Source organism: Borrelia parkeri (assembly GCF_023035815.1).
Classification (GTDB): Bacteria; Spirochaetota; Spirochaetia; order Borreliales; family Borreliaceae; genus Borrelia; species Borrelia parkeri.
The window spans coordinates 1-19,520 of the sequence record NZ_CP073170.1 but is presented as its reverse complement, the minus strand read 5'-3'; the positions used below and the strand labels follow the sequence as shown (position 1 = coordinate 19,520).

Below are 19,520 nucleotides of genomic sequence, written 5' to 3'. Positions count from 1 at the left end.
AATCTAATTATTTATCTTATTACTGACCTTCTGGTTTTGTAGCTCTTGCTTTATCTATTTCTCCTTTTGCTTTTTCAAGAACATTCTTTACTGTCTTCTTAATTACATCCTCTACTGCTTTCAATAGTTTGTTTGCTGCTGTTACTCCTATTTTTTGTACTTCTCCTTGTCCTCCCGCACTATTAGCTGCTGCTCCTGCTGATAATTTACCTGTCTTAACCAATGAGCGCAGTGCTATCCCTCCTGCAACCGCTGCTGCTTTTGGAGTATGTGCATTTGATACATGATTATTTGTTCCTCCTTTTGCAAACTTTAATGCACTTGTGTTGACATCTGCATTACTTGAAACACCTGCTACCGCATCATTTTCTTGTGATTCAATTATTGATTTTAAAATTTCCTCACCACTTACTGCTGCTAATATTACTGCTGCTTTAGACACATCTGCTGCTGCTGCCGAATCTGTACCTAATATCTTAGCCCCATCTTTATTATCTACATTATCTATTGATAGTGTTGTAGTTCCTGCTTTTAATTCTTGAACACCTGAATCTGTTGCAGCTTTTACTATTTCTTTCAATGAATTAAAGGCTTTCTTTAATTCAGTTGCATCTGCTGCTGTTCCTTGTTTAGCAGTAGTTTCCGCATCACCTACTGGTTTAGAATCACCTACTTGACCTAAAGACTCTAAATGACCTTTTAATGTGTTTAAAGTAGTCTTAGCAGTATCAACTGCACTTCTAATTGCTACGGCTATTGGTTCATCTTTATCTCCTTCTCCTTCTGACTTCTTTGCTACTTGTTCTAATTCGTCTGATGCTTTTCCAAGCTTCGAACCTAGACTTTTAAAATACCCTCCTACATCACTCTTCTTTGTAGTTGATTTAGCAGTAAAGCCTAATGTATCTGAGAGTAACTCTAAAAATGAATAAAAGGCATTCTCAGCACTCCTACCTACCTCCATTAGGACTTCGCTTAAACTTCTCCCTCCTGTAGCTGCTGAGCCCCCCTTACCTGCTTCTGGTTGTTGACCACTGCCACAGCTAAGAAGTAAAAATAAGAAATATAAGATTTCATTAAGGAATAAAAAAAGGTAAAATCAATGCATAAATGTAAGTCTAAAAAATAAAAGAAATCATAAGAAATTTAAAGAAATATAATAAAGTAATAAAGGAAGTAGATATAGAATAAAGAAACAAAATAAGCTAAGAGAAGCAAACTCCTAGCTTATTATTTATAGACTTTATTTTATCAGATAATTACGATTGATTAAAAACTAATCTTATAATAATAAATTAACTTGTTTATGCCTTAGTTGTTAGAAGGTTTAGCAGGGGTTGTAAGTTCCTTAATTGCAGCTGTTACTGCAGCATTAGCAGATGTTAACAAAGCATCAATTGCTGTGTTTAACTTAACAAGATCTGAAGCTCCTTTATCTCCAGTATTATCGCTTTTATCTATAGCATTTTTTGCATGAGCATCAGTAACACCTTCTTTCCCAAGATCAGTATGCTTTGATTTAACCGTAGTTAAGAAAGCTGTACTTTCAGTCTTAGCAGCAGTAACCTTACCCTTCAAATCACTAGAAAGCCCAACTTTTTTTTCTAATGATGTTAATTTAGTCTCTACAGCTAATATTACACTATATGCTCCTACAATTAACGATCCATTATGGTCCTTTTCAGCTTCAATACCATCATTTTTAATTTTCTGACCAATAGCTTTAACTAGCTCGTCAATAGACTTAACTAAGGTATGAACGTCTTTAACATCGTTTGCAAAAGCAACAGCCTCTGTTATTTTTGAACTTACTGACTTTAAATCAATAAGAGTCCCATCAGATTTAGCCGCTTGCCCATCTTTAGGAGAAGTCCCTGAATTATTACAAGACATAAGTAAAAATAAAGTCATTAATAACGCACAAAAAGTAATTCTTTTCATTATCACGTGCCTCCTTTTTCTCAAGGGGACAAGATAGGGGCAAGATATAGATAAAAGGAAAACAATTCTTATAAAAAGAAAAGTTTTCCTCAAATGACTTTATTTAGTTATGTATGTTTATTAATAATTATTTTATTGTTACTGTCCACTAGTTGCTGTTTCTGCGGGTGTAGTAGCTTCTGTGGATTTATCTTCTTGTTTAACGGCAGCTAGTGCTTCACTTATTGTTTTTAAACCACTATCAACAGTATTTCTTATTGCTATTATTAGAGTACTTAAAGTCTTACCAACAGCACTAGCAACAGCACCATTTATTGCATGAGCAGACTTATCTTCACCTGTCTTAGCAGCAAGTTTACCATCTTTAGCCATTGCTCTTAAAGCAATACCCGCAGCAATCACAGCATCTTTCCTTGCATCTGTAAAATCAGCAGCAACATCTTTCTTAGCAGCAGCAATACTTGCAGCATCTTTTGCTTGATCAAGGTCAACCTTATCAGCAGTCTCAGCAGACTTAGCAATAGCTTTTAGGATGTCAGCCCCAGTTACAGCCCCAATTGATGCACTAGCTGCAGCTGCATGTTTTTCTTCTCCATCACTAGCCCCTTTACCACTAAGCAACTTACCAATTGATTTTTGCTCATCCTCTGCTGTCTTAGTAGCCTCTGCATTTCCCTCATTTGATTTTAAAACCACGCCAACTATTGTTTTAATCCCTTTAACAAGTGAGTTTATACTTTCGGCATTTGCAGGTTTAGCATCCTGATTTTTAACAGCATTACCAATAGCAGTATCAGTAGTAGCCCCTTTAGCAGCTTCCTTTGCTCCTGCAGCAATTTTGTCTAATGTATTAGTGATAAATGTATCAACGACTTTCTTTACCTTTGAATAATTCCCATTCTTAGCAACTTCCTCTTGTAACTTTTTTTTAACTGTGTTCATAGTAGTTTCAATAGAAGTGAAATACTTACCTATATCAGATTTCTTAGTGTCAGCCTTAATACCAAAAGCCCCAGCAACCATATCAGAAAGGGAAGTAAAAACATCTAAGAACCCTCTACCTAAATTAGCAATAGAGTTTAAGAAAGTAGTTTTAGGATCTTCCACCTTAGCACTACCACTGCCACAACTAAGAAGTAAAAATAAAGTCATTAATAACGCACTTAAAGCAATCTAAGTTCTTATTAAGTAACAAAATAAATTAAATAATCATTTATAAGCTCAGTCCAATACTTTATGGTTTTAAGTTCTGGTTTAGTTTCAAAAAACTTGAGTATACTCGAATCATAATCATTCTTTAATTGTAGTAAAAACTTATCTATTATTTCTAAATTATCAAAAGGTGTCTCACCTAATACCGAATGCATCCTTTTAGATGATTGTAGTAATTTCTTGTAATAATGATACTTAGCAAGTATACGTTTAGGAAGACTCTTAAGGCTAGTTATAGATTTATGACTTACAGATTGCTTCTCTGTTATGCCCTTAGTTACTGTTTTAGTATTAATACTATTAATACCTTTACTTTTTTTTAGAGATTTTACAGGTAAAACATCTACACTACTAGCTTGTTCTTGATTAGCTTCTTGAACATGCTCCAAGGAACTAGCATCAGTATCAACTTCACTCTCAATTGATAGGTATGCTACAAGAGCATATCTTTTAAAATATGTTATGCATGAACCTACAAGTTGAGGTAATGTATTTTGATTCTTTACTCCAGTGGACGTTAATTCTTCGCTGTAAATAGGTGTATCAAATGACTCGCTATATCCACTCTTGGGACTGTAAAATGTTGTTGTAATAACATTAACTAAATCACCATCAAAATTCTTTATGGTTGGATATTGCATAAAACCAATGTCTAAATTATTGGTCTTTATAACATTCTTTATTTCTCTTATTATCTCATTAAAATCTTGATACTTATATCCATATCCATTAAGATTCTTAGCAACACCACTTAAATGCATTTGTAGACTATGCAAAGACTTTAGAAAGTTTATCTTTGATTGATTTTCATTTGTTACTGAATTTTGCTCAAATTTTATTATATCTGTTACTTTTCTTGTTGTCTGTTTACTCTGTTTCTTAACTGCTTTACGCATTCTAATTTTTGTATTTATAATATTTTTTGTCATATTAAACTCCTTTTATCTATTGTGTTTTATAAATAAAATAATACAACAAAACTTGTTTTTGTCAATTTTTCAACAAAATATTTTTAATAAAAACTTTACAAAAAAAATAATACAGCAAATCATTAAAATTGAACATAAAAATTTAGGCCTTAATTAAAAATTCTTAAAAAGAATTTTTAACCAAGACCTAAAGCCTTTGTGAATCGAACACAATAACATTAGGAGTTCTAAATGAATAGCACTACTAACGATAAATAAAATACAACAAATTTCAAATAAAATCAATCCTTATTTATAATAACTTTTTTATCCTATAAAGAATTTACTTATTAGAGACATAACAATAGATATAATTATTGGTAGTACTATTGCCATAATAACAATGAGCATTCTATTTTCTACACCAAGATTTTCTAACAAAACTTTATTTAACATGTCAAACTTTTCTAATAGTACTGCATTATTATTCTGTATTTCTTTAAGTAAACTCTTCTCTGGATTAGTTATATCTTTCTGTAAATTCTTCTCTACATTGTCTATTTTGATATCTAGATTAGATATCTCTCGTTTAAATTCTATCTTAGTAAATTCAATATCTTTTTTTAAGTTATTCTCTACATTAATGATTTGCTGTTCTAATGAATTCATCTTTTCCTTTAAGACTTCAAAATTAGAATTATCATTATGAAGTAAAATGAAATCCACAGCTTCTTCAGTAAATCCCTTATTTAAAAACTCCTTCTTTAAATCTTCTGTTCTATATATCTTATATGCTAAATTGTTCATAAATACTCCTTATACTTAGCCCTTTAAACTTTTAAAATTTTTTATAAACTCTTCTAGTAAATCTTTTTTACTTGAAAAAATATCATCTAAAATGAATGCTGTCAATTTTGCATTTTTTTTATAAAAATCGTAACTATCCTGACTTTTAAGTTGAAATCTTAATGGTTTTATTGGATTTTCCTTTGAAATATTTTTATCTATATCAAACTTTTTAATTCTTTTATACGCCTCTCTAAATCCAAATTGCTTAATTTCCTCTATTTTTAAATCACCTGATAATACTCTTTTGTAAAGCCGCAAATACAAGAATGCTTGACTCCTTGCTATGACAAATTTTTCAAGAAAATCTTCAAACTTCTTGTATCCATCAAGTTGATAAAGTTTTTTCATCCTTATTTTATATAAAATTTCCATTAATTCAATTTTATTGCCTATATCACTTACAGTAATTCTTCTTATTTGATTTTTATAACTTTCATATTCTATTTCATCATATTTATCATCATCCCTTTCAAATTGATTAATACTAGTTTTTCTGCTGTTTAAAACAATCTCCTTTTTCCGAATTCTAGACATTGTTTCCTCCTTTATTTTTCAAATATTATAAAAGTACGCTAGCGTACTTTTACTATTTTCTCCAAAGCTTTCTGAGCCTCTTTGTAATACATTGATTGCATATCAGGTTCTTTCAATTCGTTAATTAAAACTTTAATACTGTTAAAACTGTGAATTTTACCTTTAATAAACATCCCATAATTTTTTAATACCAATTCTTCTATATCTTTGAAAGTATTTCTATTTTTAACAAACTGATTTTCCACTATTGAAACATCTATTTTTTTATTTTTAAAAATGTTAACTTCTTCTATTGCATCCATTAGCATAGGAAATGCTTCAACAGACCACCTTTCAAGTTGAACAGGTATTATAACTTTATCTGTAACATTTAAAGCATTGTATAGTAAAGGACTCAAACTAGGAGGTGTATCAATCATTATATAATCAAAATTGTTATTAGATAAAATCTTGTTTATGCAATGTTCTAATAATTGTTCTTTATACCTTTCATCCTCTTGTTCAAATTTGCACAAAATTGGATGAGAAGGTATAATGCACATTTTACTACTTATCTTATTTAGATATTTATCTAGATTAAAATTCCTATATTCTTTAAGCATATAATATACATTAAGCCCTTCAACACTTTTTATATACTTGATGAAATAGCTAGTTAAACTGTTTTGAGGATCCAAATCAACCAATAAAACTTTTTTATTAAAATTTTTCAAAATGTGACTAAAAATAACTGCTAGTACGCTTTTACCAACGCCACCTTTAATTGATGCTATTGTTATTATTTCTGGTTTTTTTCTATCCATTTGGTTATAAGACCTCCTTTCGGTAATTTTTTACCATAAAATTCGTATACTTCCTTTTCTAAATTGACTATTAGTCCAAGTAAAAATTGACCATACTGTGTTTGTGATCTTTCTTTCCTAATTAAACGAGATATCCCTTTAAGATAACAAAAGACACTACCTTTTTTAAATCTAAATTCTATGTAATAAACCTTTGAAAAGGTATATGACTTCATGATACCATTCTCTTCATATCTTGTTATGATATTTTGCACTGGTTTTCTATACCCATAATAAATACCTAAAAATTTATCATCTCCTTTTATAGAAAATAAATTAAACTCATGGATTTTTTCTCTATCAAATAACCCTCTAAATGCAATAAAAAATTTATGTTTTTGATTCTTATTAACTCCAAATACATAAAAATCATTCATTATTTTTGTATGATATAAAGTTTTGTTATTTTTATTTTCTATTTTGATAAAGATAGGTTTATCTCTTTTATCCTTAATTTCTAACTTTTTCTCTTTAAGGCGTTCTAATACATTCTTCATGACTAATCCTTAACTAGTAATTTTTTTGGATTCTCCTAATTGTAAATAATCTTTATTATCTTTTATCAACTCTAAAATTTCGTAGTAGTAATGGTTGCTAAATACCTTGCTATATTCTAATTTGTTCTGTTTGCTTAAATAATTCTTTAGTATTGGTACTAAAACTGACGTGTCCACTTTATGTCTTAATTGTTCAAGAAGTATGCTAAATACGTTATTCCTAATGTCTCTCTCATTTTCTTTTGTGTTTCTATTAGTATATTCAACTGTTTTTTTAAGTTTTTCTATTATCTTCTTTAGATCACTGTATTTATCTTTTTCTATGATAAAGTGTGGTTTGTTTTTATATTGTTCATATACGTTTTGTATTTGGATCTTTAATTGTTTACTATCATACCCTTCATTCTCTAGATTGGCTTTTATCTCATCTAGTATTTTACTTAATTCTTTTTGTTTATTCTTAAGCCTACTGTTATTTGGTTTAATGCTATTTGTCTTTTCGTAACTACAATTTTCAGCTATTTTAATGGCTTTAAATGATTGAATTTTAAAATCTTTGTCCGCTTCTAAACTCAAAATAGAAAGGAAAGCATTTGATTTAAAATTGCATTTCTTAGCATATTTTTCTACTTGTAATTTTTCTATGGTTTTTGTATTTTTATCTTCTTCTTTATTATTATAATTATTATTAAAACACTCCCATTTTTCTACACTGCTATTTTTAGTGCAAGTCTTTTCAAGATATTCATTAACACGTTTTTTGTGTCTTTCTTGTTTTTTTTCTCTAAAGTGTTTATTGATTATGCGGTAACATTCTTTTTTAGAATATTTAAGTTTGTAATAAACTTCAGTTCCCATGTTAACACCCAAGTGTTTGTAATAATTAATTGTAACACCTAATACTTTTTCTAATTTATAGAGATAACTTTGTAGAGTTTTAAGTTTAATAGGTTTTTGGCCATTTTTTTTCATATTGTTATTAAAGTAATAAAGTATGTTGCTTTGAGTGTATTGCTTAAGATTTAAGTTCATGTAGTTTAGTGTAGATACTAAAACGATTAATTTGTGTTGGTGTTTGTTGGTAGGTTTTTTTGTGCCCTTCATTTTTAATCTCCTATTATTTATTGTGTTTTATTACTAACCATAATAACTCAATAAATATTAAAAAGTAAACTTTTCTTTTAATAAAAATGTTTTTTTGTGAAAAAACTGAAGGTTTTATTATTTTTGTTATGAAAGGCAACTAAATTGTGGTTAATAGGTCTTTAAGATATGAGAATTATACAAATAAAGTAATGGGGGTTCATTTTTTATGTCTTAATTATTACATAGAAATCTTTAAAAAGATACGATTTAATATTAATGATATTAACAATAAGTATCATAACTTTGTTAAATTAGAATATATAAGAAGTAATTGTTATATTTTATTACCATGCAGTATACTTCAAAGTTTTGTTATTAATACAAATATGCTGTGGGAAAATCATATTTATAGATGCATAAGTAATCGATTTGAGATAAGTAAAATTGAAATCAAAGACTTGAACTTAAAGAGAGGGAAAAAGAGGATTCTTTAACGTCTAAGCGTATATTTATGTTTGCTTGAGATTCAGTCTGTTACTTTTATAAATAAAAAATGAATAATGAAATATTGGTTTTAATCTTTCAAGATTTATATGTATAATAAATCAAATGATTGTCAAAAACCAAAAATTTTGAAATGGGAAGTAGTACCTGAGGTATATAAAAATATTATCAAATACTTAAACGTATAATCAATTTTTAAAAGTTTCCATTGCATAGAAAATATCTGATCTAAGGTTATTTATATAAATAGAGAGTTTTTTTTGATATGTTTGGTTAATATATCCAGAATACTTTAACCTTAACAAATACTTAAATGTTTACTCTCTGTATACTTTATTTGTCTATTTAGTAGCTTTTACGTTTGCAATGATAGGTTTTTTAGTACAAAATTTAACTTTACTTTTTTTGTTAATCAAAAGTTTATTTTTATAGTTACTCTTACCATTTTTATAACGAGTTTAATTTATTCTTTTTTACACTTATTTATCTAGAGTTTTTGTTGCCTTGTTATTTTAAATCTATCTTTCTTAAATCTCTATTTCTTAACTTTCATCTTTGATCATGGGAGTTTCATTTAACCTCCTGCTCCTCCTTCTACACAACCACTTGTTGCTCCGTCTTTAAAACCATTGAGTGTATTATCATCTATTTTGCTAAAGTATCCTTTTACTACCTCTTTAAAAGTAGATTTGCTGTTTTCAGCATTTTCTTTACAGCTTTCAAGTTGAGTCTTTATATGCTCAAGTGCAGCTTTTATTTTTTCTTCATCTAGATTTAGAAGTTGATTAAACTTTTCCGTATCACCTAAGGCATCTTTTAAGAAATCCAGATTTGATTTTTCAGTATCATTTAGCTTTTCTTTTAGCACTGCTTCTGGTGTTTTTTGTACTTCTGCTTGTTCTTCCAAGTTTCTTTTAACTCTTCTTTTAGGTGTAGCATTTCTATGTTCATATTCACAACTACTAATTATTAGTAATAAAATCAAAATAAAATTAATTTTATTCATATAAAACCCCTTGTCTTTAATATTTGTGCTTTAAACAATATATAGCAGTTTTTCTTGAGTTGTATGAGCCTATTATAGGTATTCATTGATTTTGTAAAGTTCATTATTTTGTTTTTATTCTTTTTGTTTGCTTTCTTTTTAAATTATATTGATTCAATATCTTTCATTACTCACACTTAATTAGTGTGGTGGGTTTTATTTATCCAGCGGACCTACATTGCTCACTATGTATGGTATTTATGAATTGTTTCATTGTTGTTTCATTTACTTCGTTGTTGTCAAAATATTCTCTTAGTTTGTCTTGAAAATTAGTTTTGCCCGCGGCATTTTTATTGCATTTTGAATATTCACTGTATATATGATTCAAGGTTTCTTTTATTGTTATGTCACTTAAGTGAAGCAAATCCTTGGCTTTATTTGCTCTTATTATATCTGCTAATTTGTGAGCTTCTTGAGTAACTAAAGTTTCTTTTAAAAAGTTTAATGCTTGTATTTGGGTTGTACTGAATCTTGCTTGTATGATCCTGTCTTCTCCCATGAGACCAGCCACATTATTGGTTGGGTTAATTAATTCTTTTTTAAGATATTCAAATATATCTTCATTGTTTTTTCCCCTTCCACATACTGCGATTAAAGTATCTTTAAAAAACGTATTTATTGCAAGCTTGTTGTATGTGTTGTTACATTGGTTTTTATTTTGGCAAACAATAGTATTGATTACAAATTGATTGATGGTTAAATTGTTTAATTCAGGAGGTTTTTTGTCTTTTAAGAAGTCATAGACTATAGTAAACAAATTAGCTAATTCTTTCTTTTTTGATATGTCTATTAATCGGAGCCAATTTAAGAAGTTTGGACTTTGCTTTGCTCCAAAGTTACTATCTATCTTAAAATATTGATCTAACTCCAGCGCTTTATCAAATCCATTTATAAGAATATCGAATTTTTCCTTTTCATCATCAGTTAAGGTAACAGTTTTTATTGTTTGATTGTCTATTTTTGGTTTTTTTATATTAGTAAATTGAGTTTTAAAACCAGTATTAGAAACTGAACTTAGTTTATTTCCATCACAACAGTAAAATATAACTGTGCTGCAAAATGTTATTAATTTTATATATTTATTCATAAGTTAATATTCTCCTTATTTATAAGAACATTATAACTTATTAATTTGATATTGTTTAGATACTTGTAGTCTTATAACTTATGTTATATAGTTTATGCTATCTTGTGTTAGATTTTGTTAATCTATACTAGGTTTAAAAATATATGAGTAGGGTAAAGAAATCGTTTGATGATTATATTGTGTATTTTAAAGAAGGAAAGCTTAATGACGTTAGTATTGCAAAAGAGATGGGAGTGAGTCGTGTTAATGTAGGAAAGATGAGACTCAGGTGGGAAGAGATTAAAGATGCCCCTGAGTATATTACTGGTGCTGTTAAGCTTACTATTCGTGAAGATACTTTTAAGAATATTTTACTTCAAGCATTGCAAAGTAGGCCCAGGCGCGTGATCTTAAGAGTCAGTTTAGTATGGCTAAAAGTATGTTGGGACTTGAGTTTATAAATTCATTTAGTAGGTATTTAGAGTTGGAACTTAAAACTCATAATTACAAAATAGAAGAATTAGAGTTGCAAATTAGCAATCTTTATAAGAAGACTTTAAATAAAAAAGTAGCACATTCAGAAGAAGAAAGTCGTGAGCTTGAAGAGTTAAAACTTAAACTCGATGAGCTTAAAAGGGAGAGAGAACTTAAGAAGATGTCACTATATTACAAGCCAATGCTAAAGCTTAAAGCTACTGATACAGATGTGCGCTCTAAATTACAAATTTAAAGGACATGGTAATGGATATATATAAATTACCTATATTTAAAGAAATGGAGCGAGAGTACAAGCTTGATTTTGGTATTGATATAATGGATTTAATTAAACCGAAAGCATTAGAGATTGATTTTAAAGGGTTTGAGGAGAGACACTTAACTACAAAGTAACGAGAAGTACTTAAATCTATTGAAAAACGTAGACAAACTAAAATAATCCTTTGTGGTGAGATTTGCTAGCGGTAAAACATTTTTAGCATGTTATCTATTCTTAAAAATGCTGCTTACAAATAGGAATGTGTATGAAAAAAATACCAATAATTTTATAATAGGTAATTCCCAAAAATCATTAGAGATTAATGTTGTGGGTCATCATATTTTGAAATAGACTCTTTAAGAGTCAATTTGTATGGAGGAGATAGGGCAAGTGATTTTGAGCGGTTCAGAGGTGTTTATTCTGCACTTATTTACGTTAATGAAGCAACTACTCTTCATAAGGAAACATTAATAGAATATTTAAAGAGACTTAGAGTAGGTATGCAAACCATTATATTTGATACCAATCCTGAGAGTCCAGAGCATTTCTTTAAAAGGAATTATATTGATAACACAAAAATTTACTCTACATATAACTTTACAACATATGATAATGGTTTGATTTCTAGGGATTTTATTAAAACCTAAGAAGAGATTTACAGGGACTTGCCAACATATAAAGCAAAGGTTTTACTTGGAGAATGGGTTGCATCTAATGATACGATATTTACTAATATTAATCTTACAAGTAATCATGAATTTATCTCCCCAATAGCATATTTAGATCCTGCATACAGTGTTGGAGGAGATAATACTGCTCTTTGTGTGTTAGAGCGAGTAGATCAAAGTTATTATGCATTTATATTTCAAGAAAAGTTATTATAATGCTTAAAATATTATATAATAATTATATAAGGAGTGTTTTATGGGTCTTGCTCAACCAGTAATTACTCAGCAAATGGTTATAGCTGAACTTACTAAAGCTGGCATTAAGAGAGATATTGCTATTGATTTATCTTATAGATATTATCGTAATGAACTGACTTACAAGGATATTGAATTCTTAAAAGAAAACTTTGATATAAAACTTGAAAAAGTTGAAGCTCTCTTACAAGCTGAAATTAAATCTGTAGAGTCAAGCTTACAAGCTGAGATTCAAAGGGTTGAGACAACCTTAAGATCTGATATTAGAGACCTTGATAATAAAATTAATGTTGTTGAGAATAATCTTAACACTAAGATTGATACTAAATTCAATGAACTTGATAACAAAATAGATACTGTTGAGAATAATCTTAACATCAAGATTGATACTAAATTCAATGAACTTGATAACAAGATTGACAACGTTAGAAGTGAACTAAAATCAGACATTAAGGACCTCGATAATAAGATTGATACTGTTAGAAGTGAATTAAAATCTGATATTAAAGACCTGGATAGTAAACTTAAACTACATAATTGGATGTTTGGTACCCTTATTACCCTTAATATAGGAATATTTTTAGCATTAATGTCATTATTAGTAAAGTAAATTTATTTAATTGATTTTTTGTCAATTATTTTTTAGTCCTTTTTTTTATCAAAATCATTTAATTATTCATTAAATACAATTTAATTTCATTAATTGTTGTATCACGCAGTCTCTGAAATTTTGAAGCATCTAATGCTTTTAGTTTTTATCTTTTTTATCTTATTCAAAGCCTTTTAACCATCTTGCCCCCCTGAGGTAATAAGGAGGCACGTAATAATGAAAAGAATTACTTTTTGTGCGTTATTGATGACTTTATTTTTACTTCTTAGCTGTGGCAGTGGACAACTTCAGGCTGAGAAATTGGCTTTAGAACAGTAAGAATACTTTCTTAGATTCATTAGTTAAGATAGGTCATGGGTTTTATGAGCTTTTTGGCATCTTTGGTAATGCTATTGGTGATACTTTTGGACTTACAGCAGTTAAATCTACTGATAATAGAAGTAAAGTAGGTGAACACTTTAAGACTATCGGAGATGGGCTTACAACTACTAAGAATAAGTTGAAAGAGCTATCAAATAAAATATCTGAAACAAAAAATGCTAATATCAGCACAATTGAAGCTGTTAAGGGTGTAATTAACAGTGCAAATGATGTCTTTGAACGACTAATTGCTGCTTTAACTAAACTTGCTGATACTACTAAAGAGGCTGGTAATACTGATGTTGGTGATGCTCGGGCTGATGCTAATGCTGGTGCTGATGGTGCTGACAAGATTAGCGTTGAAGCTATTATTAAAGAAGTTAAAGCTATAATTGAGACTTCCGAAAAGTCTGGTGTACAGATTGAAAAAGGAACTGCTGGTAATTCTGTAGAAAATGGTAATGGACCTAAAGTACTTGCTGGTGGAAATGCTAGAGCTAATGCAGGTGATGCTGCAAAATTAGCAGATGAAGTGGCCAAAGCAGACCCATGGGCAATGATTAATAAAATTAAAGATGCTAAAACCAAAGAAGGTGCTCTTAGTGCTAATGCCAATAACGATGCTGGAGAATTAGCTACTGGAACCGGTGCTGCTAATGTTACCGCAGCTACTAATGCAGACTTAGCAGCTGCTGTTGCTCTTAAAGCTATGACTAAGGGTGGTAAATTTACTCAACCTGCTGAAAATGAAGAAGGTGCAGTTAAAGCTGCTGCTGTAACTGCTGTAAATAAAGTATTAGGAGTACTTAATTTTATAATTAGGAAAACAGTATCAAGCAATCTAGATAAGATAAGAGAAGCTGTTAAGGGAATACAGTACTCTGAGACTACTACTGAATCAACTGAAGTTAGTACTACTCAACCTGCTGCTACTAAATAAATTATTTAATTAAATAATCTAAATAAAGTCATTTGAGGAAAACTTTTCTCTTCATAAGAATTGTTTTCCTTTTATCTATATCTTACCCTCTGAGTAAATAAGGAGGCACGTGATAATGAAAAGAATTACTTTTTGTGCGTTATTGATGACTTTATTTTTACTTATGAGTTGTGGAAGTGGACAACTTCAAGCTGAGAAATTGGCTGCTGAGAGTAAGAATACTTTCTTAGATTCATTAGTTAAGATAGGTCATGGGTTTTACGAGATTTTTGGCATTTTTGGTAATGCTATTGGTGATACTTTTGGACTTACAGCAGTTAAATCTACTGATAATAGAAGTAAAGTAGGTGAACACTTTAAGACTATCGGAGATGGGCTTACAACTACTAAGAATAAGTTGAAAGAGCTATCAAATAAAATATCTGAAACAAAAAATGCTAATATCAGCACAATTGAAGCTGTTAAGAGTGTAATTCAAGGAACCGGTGAAGTTTTTGATAAATTAATTGCTGCTCTAACTAAACTTGCTGGTGCTGTTGGTAATACTCTTATTGGTGATGCTGCTGATAATGCTACTGCAGTAGTTGCTGAAAAGGCTAGTGTTGATGCAGTAATTGAAAGTGTGAAGAAAATTATTGAAGTAGCAAAGAATTCAGGCGTAAAAATTGAAGATGGACAAGCTGGTGGTCCGGTTGCTGCTAATGCTGGTGGTGAAGCAGTTGCAAAAACCGGTGGTGGTGCATCTGCTAATGTTGGTCCTAAGCTAGCAGATGAAGTGGCCAAAGCAGATCCATGGGCAATGCTTGATAAGATTAAAGATGCCAAGACCGATGGTGCTCTTCAAGCTGCCAATGATAATGCTGCAGGAGTCCTAGCTACTGCGCTTGATGCTGCTAATACTGGATCAAAAACAAATGCAGACCTAGCAGCTGCAGTAGCTCTTAAGGCAATGACTAAAGGTGGTAAGTTTAGCGTCAATAGTGTTGCTAATGAAGGTGGTGCAATTAAAGCAGCAGCAGCAAGTGCTGTAAATAAGGTTTTAGGAGTATTAAATGTAGTAATTCAAAGAACAGTATCAAGCAATCTAGATAAGATAAGAGAAGCTGTTAAAGGAATACAGTACTCTGAAACTACTACTGAATCAACTGAAGCTAGTACGACTACTCAACTTACTGTTACTAAATAAATTATCTAATTAAATAATCTACTAAATAAAGTCATTTTAGGAAAACTCTTCTCTTTGTAAGAATTGTTTTCCTTCTTTGCATTTTTGTGACGCATTAAATATTTGTACTAAAGATAAGTAAACAAGCTCTAGCTAAATCTCTTTAACTAGGGGTATTTTATTATTATAAGATTAGTTTTGTTTGGTATGTAATTAATTTTATTTTATTAAAATAATTTTAAATAGATTTTAATTATTACAGAGTCAAATAATTGAGGTTTTATGAAATTTATTTTTGAAATTTAAAATAAAAGGTGTATATTAGATTAAATAATCTAATATCCCAGGAGGGAGATATGAAGAGAAGTATTTTATCAGTATGTATATTAACATTATTATGTTTGTTATCATGTGATATCAATGTCCTTAATGATTTATTAAATGAAGTAAGGGAAAAAGTTTTAGATGAAAGCAAAGATAATAAAGATTTAAACCATAAACAAGAAAATCAGGAACAAAAAGAAGTTGTTATAGATGATTTAGAAGAAGAAGTAGTAGTAGAAATACAGCAAGATATGGAAGTAAAAACTGTTAATGCGGAATTTGCGGAGTCTAAGCAAGTTTATACATACTATGTCCAAGAAGAAATAGAGATAAAAGAAGAAGACCTAGTTCCAAGTACTGATGAAGAGAGCAAAGCACAAGCAGAAATTGAAAATGTAAAAAGAGTGCTTGGAGATTCTGAATTCCATCAATTAATTGAGGAGGCACGTAAGCTTCAAACAGAGTCTAAACAATTAGAATCCGATTTTTATAGAATATTTTCAGAATTTCAGACGAAACTTCAAGAGCAAAGGTCTATTTCTAAGAGCAATAGTCAAACGTATAGAACAAAGAGACAGGAACTAATTAAATTACAAAATAGGTTTAATGAAAAAAGGAATCAGATCGATATGTTCATAACCCAAATTGATGCAGGACTTAATGAAAGAAGTTCCGCAAAATCCTTTTTTGAGCAATCCCAAGAGACTTTAAAAGAAGCTATTACTAAGAGATTAAAAAGTAAGTTACCTAGGAATCGTTATTTATTAAGAAGAGGAGATAGTGATTTAGTAGCTAGACAGGCACAAAGAGAAGCAGAGAGTGCGTTAAAACAATTAGAATCTTCTTCTATGAAGCTAATTGAAGCAATGGGAGAAAAGAAAAATATAGAAGCTCTCATTAAAGAAGCAAAATCTTATCTATCAAATCTTTCAAGATAGAGATAGTAAAGATTTAAATATTTTATAACGTTAGTATTTTTAAAGAAGAGTTCCTTTATAAGGGACTCTCTTTAATTTTATTTAAATGAGTTTCTAAAACGAATTACCTTTTAAGATTTGACTGTGTATTTATTTTATATTCCCATTTTAAGGTTTTAAATAATGATAAGGAATGTTTATATTTTATGTTAACGCATCATATTTTGTTGGCAAGCTATAGTTAAGAGGGTAAATTATTTATAAAGGCTACTGGAATTGAAGAAATTTAAAATAAAAAATAACAATAAAGACTTATAGAGCAAAGACAGTAGTAAATAAAAAAGGTGATTTAAAGTATATAGAATTATACTAATAGATATTAATTTATTTCTAATCATTTTTAGCAATTAGAGGTATAAATTGTTTACACCAAAATCATAGCTGAACAATATCAAGATAAAAATAATAGTTAATAATAATATTAGTGTCAAACATAGTACTATGTCTTTTTAAGAGAGAGTAAAAAAAGATAAGAAAATTTAATTAAAATAATTTGTATTTTAAACAAAGTGATATATATTATAAATTAATAATGATTATTATTTAATATAATAATCATTATTAATTTCAAGGAAGGAGAATATTTATGAGAAAAAACTTATTTATATTTACATTGTTAGTTGTAGGATTAGTATCTTGTGATCTAAATTCTAAATTATTGGGTAATAAAGAAAGAAATAAAGATCTTTCAAAAGAGGTTGTAAATAGTGTTCAAGGAGATGAGGCCTACAAAGAAGTTAATATCAATGGTTTAGAAAAGGTTGTAGATGATATTCAAGGAGATGAACCAGCAAAGGAAGATAAGGATGTTGCTGAGAAGAAAAAATTAATATCTGAACTTAAAAAGGATACCGAAGGTCTTATTAAAGTAGTAAATAAGGATAAGGCTGAAGTTGAGGATGGAAATCAATATGGAATGAAGGATAAAGTATTTAAAGCAGTGACAGATACTGTTAATAATAAGACACTAGATAATGATGAGAATAAGGAAGCAAGAAGATTATTTTATTCCTCTTTGGGATACGATAAAGAGAAAATAAAAGATTTTGCAAATATTCTTAAAAATATCGAAACAGATGATACAAACAAGGGTACATGGATTAAGGATATAATGAGTGCAGGTAGAGAACATCTTCAATCTAATTTTGAGAAAATAATTGATAAAGTAGAAAAGAGTAAAGATAAACTTGATAAATTGAGTCTTGTTGATTTAAAAGAAGTTAAAACAAAGTTTGACGAAATTAAGTCACAAAGAGAAGCTTTTATAAAAGCTGTAGGTAGTCTTATTTCATCTTATAAAGCCAAGACAGGTGGTATTGATTCTGATAGTGAGAAATTAATAAAGCATGTTGAGAGAGAATATAAAGATCTCATTACAGTTAAAATTCCTGGAATGAAATTAGTATATGATAAGATTATAGGTGTTCTAGATACAATTAAGTAATTATTAATGATATTTAAATACAAAGGAAGATAGGCTTTGTTAAGCTATCTTCCTATTTTTATTTAGAGTAAGTAAAAATACTATTTATCTGGTAACAATACCTGTGCGAGTAAGTAAGTCTTTTACTAATGTAAGTTTTGAGTATGGATTTCGTAATGCTTGGTATGTTTGGTAATCATTATAAGATGATGTCGGATATGCTTGATGATCTTTGTTATTAAATTCTTGTATTTTTGTAATTAAAGAACTTACTTCAGTTTTGAGTTCATCTAATTTTGTCTTTGCAGACAGGTCGCTTTGTAAATTTCCACCGTAATCATTATAAGTAATCAGAATTGTTGCTGAATTTAAACTCTTCTCAATTTCACTTAGAAGTTTTTTAAGATCTGCTTCTAATTTATCTTTTGTAAACTTGGAGAGTTCTTTTTTTGCCGTTTGTTTTTCATATTCTTCGGCTCTTATTCCATAATAATTGCTTAATTTGATTCTATGGAATTCAATTGTATCCAAGTCATCTTTTATTTGTTCAGCTATTTTAAGTGCTTGCTCAACACTATCTGTGATATTCTTTAGTTTAAATTTATATTGATTGTCTAATCTGGTTTCTAGCTTAGAATCTGCATCTGCATCTTCGTCAAATTCATATTCCTCAATTGTTATGGAACTGTCAGAGTATGAACCTGATATTATTGGGTTTGAGTCATAATGTGATTTATAGGTATATTCGTATTGAATATTATGTGATTCACCATTTAATGCCTTCAGAGAAGTTTTACTGTTGCCTCTGAGAAGAATATTTGCATTTGAATGATGTTCAACTGTCTTACTGTTTTGATGAGAAGGATTATTAATATTATTTTGATTGGAGTAGGTTGTATCATTATCTAGTGTTGATATGTTGTTGTGTTCTGTTGTATGAGTTAAATCTGTTTTTGCAGGAGTATTAATGGTTATTTTTTGTGTTACTATATTTTCATCAGTATTTGAAGTATTGAATGAAGCGTTATCAAAAATGTTATTACTAGGCAAACTGAATTCTTCTTTTTTTGTCTCAGAGGGAGTTGCAACTAAGATACTTGTTTGAGGTTCAGTTTGTTTAGGTGATATATCTTTTGTACTTTTGCTATTAATTTTAGATAGATGTTTTTCTGAATGCTGATTATCACTAAAAATATTTTTCATGTCTATCTCACTAGCATTCAACATCATGGAGTTTACTTTATCAAGTGTTTTTGAATACTTTTTGTGAATTTCTTCATCAGTAAAAAAGAACTTACAACCAATCAAGCTGAGAAGCAAGGTTAAAGCTAAATATTTATTTTTTAAAATCATATTTTGTTCCTTAAAAGTTACTTACTAATAGATAAGTATATATCAATATGAATGAATTTAATTTATTTAAAACTTATATGACTGATTAGTAACAGAGCCAATATTTGGTAATAGAAGATATAATATTCAAATAACTATCATAAATGATTATTAGGTGGTATGGATTTTAAGAGTAGAGATTATTCTATACTATTAAAAACTAAACTA

At 29.2% G+C, this 19,520-nt stretch carries 19 protein-coding genes and 2 pseudogenes; 9 read left to right on the top strand and 12 right to left on the bottom strand.

Translation table 11 applies throughout. The features are described 5' to 3' along the window. Positions 1-19: 19 nt before the first annotated feature. The 9 genes from bpSLO_RS06775 to bpSLO_RS06735 form a co-directional block, all read right to left on the bottom strand. Positions 20-1,072, bottom strand: coding sequence for a variable large family protein (locus bpSLO_RS06775; RefSeq protein ID WP_246990114.1), 1,053 nt, complete (start codon positions 1,070-1,072; stop codon positions 20-22). 239 nt (positions 1,073-1,311) lie between these two features. Continuing rightward, positions 1,312-1,941, bottom strand: coding sequence for a Vsp/OspC family lipoprotein (locus tag bpSLO_RS06770; protein WP_348648863.1), 630 nt, complete (start codon positions 1,939-1,941; stop codon positions 1,312-1,314). 138 nt (positions 1,942-2,079) lie between these two features. Then, a complete protein-coding gene (locus bpSLO_RS06765; protein ID WP_246990106.1) occupies positions 2,080-3,093 on the bottom strand; it encodes a variable large family protein in 1,014 nt (337 codons plus the stop codon). A gap of 32 nt (positions 3,094-3,125) precedes the next feature. Then, positions 3,126-4,082, bottom strand: a complete 957-nt coding sequence (locus bpSLO_RS06760; RefSeq protein ID WP_246990105.1) for an ERF family protein — start codon at positions 4,080-4,082, stop codon at positions 3,126-3,128. A gap of 306 nt (positions 4,083-4,388) precedes the next feature. Further along, positions 4,389-4,868 carry a Bdr family repetitive protein gene (gene bdr / locus bpSLO_RS06755; RefSeq protein ID WP_246990104.1) on the bottom strand — a complete coding sequence of 160 codons (480 nt, stop codon included), beginning with the start codon at positions 4,866-4,868 and terminating at the stop codon, positions 4,389-4,391. Between the two features lie 15 nt (positions 4,869-4,883). After that, entirely contained in the window at positions 4,884-5,444 is a 561-nt protein-coding gene (locus bpSLO_RS06750) for a chromosome replication/partitioning protein (protein ID WP_246990103.1), read from the bottom strand. A 38-nt stretch (positions 5,445-5,482) separates the two neighbouring features. Then, complete coding sequence (locus tag bpSLO_RS06745) at positions 5,483-6,247, bottom strand: ParA family protein (RefSeq protein WP_246990102.1); 765 nt, start codon at positions 6,245-6,247, stop codon at positions 5,483-5,485. Then, a complete protein-coding gene (locus bpSLO_RS06740) occupies positions 6,223-6,783 on the bottom strand; it encodes a DUF226 domain-containing protein (RefSeq protein ID WP_246990101.1) in 561 nt (186 codons plus the stop codon). The genes bpSLO_RS06745 and bpSLO_RS06740 overlap by 25 nt, the downstream gene beginning before the upstream one ends. Positions 6,784-6,792: 9 nt before the next feature. Further along, entirely contained in the window at positions 6,793-7,887 is a 1,095-nt protein-coding gene (locus tag bpSLO_RS06735) for a plasmid maintenance protein (protein ID WP_246990100.1), read from the bottom strand. A gap of 191 nt (positions 7,888-8,078) precedes the next feature. On the opposite strand from bpSLO_RS06735, the gene bpSLO_RS08150 reads away from it, so the two are divergent. Then, positions 8,079-8,363 carry a DUF261 family protein gene (locus bpSLO_RS08150; protein WP_432432499.1) on the top strand — a complete coding sequence of 95 codons (285 nt, stop codon included), beginning with the start codon at positions 8,079-8,081 and terminating at the stop codon, positions 8,361-8,363. A gap of 584 nt (positions 8,364-8,947) precedes the next feature. Here the strand turns inward: bpSLO_RS08150 and bpSLO_RS06730 are convergent. Next, positions 8,948-9,379, bottom strand: a complete 432-nt coding sequence (locus tag bpSLO_RS06730) for an Mlp family lipoprotein (protein WP_246990099.1) — start codon at positions 9,377-9,379, stop codon at positions 8,948-8,950. 199 nt (positions 9,380-9,578) lie between these two features. Continuing rightward, on the bottom strand, positions 9,579-10,505 hold the full coding sequence (locus bpSLO_RS06725; protein WP_246990098.1) for an Mlp family lipoprotein: 927 nt from the start codon (positions 10,503-10,505) through the stop codon (positions 9,579-9,581). 143 nt (positions 10,506-10,648) lie between these two features. Here bpSLO_RS06725 and bpSLO_RS08050 point away from each other — a divergent pair, with 143 nt between their 5' ends. The 8 genes and pseudogenes from bpSLO_RS08050 to bpSLO_RS06675 all read left to right on the top strand — a co-directional run bounded on the left by bpSLO_RS08050 (position 10,649) and on the right by bpSLO_RS06675 (position 17,981). Next, positions 10,649-10,945, top strand: a complete 297-nt coding sequence (locus tag bpSLO_RS08050; protein WP_281506693.1) for a DUF603 domain-containing protein — start codon at positions 10,649-10,651, stop codon at positions 10,943-10,945. After that, complete coding sequence (locus bpSLO_RS08045; RefSeq protein WP_281506692.1) at positions 10,912-11,214, top strand: DUF603 domain-containing protein; 303 nt, start codon at positions 10,912-10,914, stop codon at positions 11,212-11,214. The genes bpSLO_RS08050 and bpSLO_RS08045 overlap by 34 nt, the downstream gene beginning before the upstream one ends. A gap of 11 nt (positions 11,215-11,225) precedes the next feature. Continuing rightward, positions 11,226-12,113, top strand: a pseudogene (locus bpSLO_RS08105) (phage terminase large subunit); the annotation flags it as partial. Between the two features lie 49 nt (positions 12,114-12,162). Continuing rightward, complete coding sequence (gene bdr / locus bpSLO_RS06695) at positions 12,163-12,771, top strand: Bdr family repetitive protein (protein WP_246990093.1); 609 nt, start codon at positions 12,163-12,165, stop codon at positions 12,769-12,771. Positions 12,772-12,984: 213 nt separating this feature from the next. Next, positions 12,985-14,071, top strand: a pseudogene (locus bpSLO_RS06690) (variable large family protein). A gap of 112 nt (positions 14,072-14,183) precedes the next feature. After that, positions 14,184-15,257 (top strand): variable large family protein, encoded by a 1,074-nt coding sequence (locus tag bpSLO_RS06685; RefSeq protein WP_246990110.1) that lies wholly within the window; start codon positions 14,184-14,186, stop codon positions 15,255-15,257. A 335-nt stretch (positions 15,258-15,592) separates the two neighbouring features. Further along, entirely contained in the window at positions 15,593-16,498 is a 906-nt protein-coding gene (locus bpSLO_RS06680) for a P12 family lipoprotein (RefSeq protein ID WP_246990092.1), read from the top strand. Between the two features lie 625 nt (positions 16,499-17,123). Further along, the gene (locus bpSLO_RS06675; RefSeq protein WP_246990011.1) at positions 17,124-17,981 is read left to right on the top strand and encodes a complement regulator-acquiring protein; all 858 of its coding nucleotides are present in this window, start codon (positions 17,124-17,126) and stop codon (positions 17,979-17,981) included. Between the two features lie 84 nt (positions 17,982-18,065). On the opposite strand, the gene bpSLO_RS06670 is transcribed toward bpSLO_RS06675, so the two are convergent. Next, a complete protein-coding gene (locus bpSLO_RS06670; RefSeq protein WP_246990091.1) occupies positions 18,066-19,313 on the bottom strand; it encodes a hypothetical protein in 1,248 nt (415 codons plus the stop codon). Between the last annotated feature and the right edge of the window lie 207 nt (positions 19,314-19,520).

Bases quoted from the DNA above. Each gene is read 5' to 3' on its own strand.
- bpSLO_RS06770 (WP_348648863.1), bottom strand. From the start codon at position 1,941: ATGAAAAGAATTACTTTTTGTGCGTTATTAATGACTTTATTTTTACTT.
- bpSLO_RS06765 (WP_246990106.1), bottom strand. From the start codon at position 3,093: ATGACTTTATTTTTACTTCTTAGTTGTGGCAGTGGTAGTGCTAAGGTG.
- bpSLO_RS06760 (WP_246990105.1), bottom strand. From the start codon at position 4,082: ATGACAAAAAATATTATAAATACAAAAATTAGAATGCGTAAAGCAGTT.
- bdr (WP_246990104.1), bottom strand. From the start codon at position 4,868: ATGAACAATTTAGCATATAAGATATATAGAACAGAAGATTTAAAGAAG.
- bpSLO_RS06750 (WP_246990103.1), bottom strand. From the start codon at position 5,444: ATGTCTAGAATTCGGAAAAAGGAGATTGTTTTAAACAGCAGAAAAACT.
- bpSLO_RS06745 (WP_246990102.1), bottom strand. From the start codon at position 6,247: ATGGATAGAAAAAAACCAGAAATAATAACAATAGCATCAATTAAAGGT.
- bpSLO_RS06740 (WP_246990101.1), bottom strand. From the start codon at position 6,783: ATGAAGAATGTATTAGAACGCCTTAAAGAGAAAAAGTTAGAAATTAAG.
- bpSLO_RS06735 (WP_246990100.1), bottom strand. From the start codon at position 7,887: ATGAAGGGCACAAAAAAACCTACCAACAAACACCAACACAAATTAATC.
- bpSLO_RS08150 (WP_432432499.1), top strand. From the start codon at position 8,079: ATGGGGGTTCATTTTTTATGTCTTAATTATTACATAGAAATCTTTAAA.
- bpSLO_RS06730 (WP_246990099.1), bottom strand. From the start codon at position 9,379: ATGAATAAAATTAATTTTATTTTGATTTTATTACTAATAATTAGTAGT.
- bpSLO_RS06725 (WP_246990098.1), bottom strand. From the start codon at position 10,505: ATGAATAAATATATAAAATTAATAACATTTTGCAGCACAGTTATATTT.
- bpSLO_RS08050 (WP_281506693.1), top strand. From the start codon at position 10,649: ATGAGTAGGGTAAAGAAATCGTTTGATGATTATATTGTGTATTTTAAA.
- bpSLO_RS08045 (WP_281506692.1), top strand. From the start codon at position 10,912: ATGGCTAAAAGTATGTTGGGACTTGAGTTTATAAATTCATTTAGTAGG.
- bdr (WP_246990093.1), top strand. From the start codon at position 12,163: ATGGGTCTTGCTCAACCAGTAATTACTCAGCAAATGGTTATAGCTGAA.
- bpSLO_RS06680 (WP_246990092.1), top strand. From the start codon at position 15,593: ATGAAGAGAAGTATTTTATCAGTATGTATATTAACATTATTATGTTTG.
- bpSLO_RS06675 (WP_246990011.1), top strand. From the start codon at position 17,124: ATGAGAAAAAACTTATTTATATTTACATTGTTAGTTGTAGGATTAGTA.
- bpSLO_RS06670 (WP_246990091.1), bottom strand. From the start codon at position 19,313: ATGATTTTAAAAAATAAATATTTAGCTTTAACCTTGCTTCTCAGCTTG.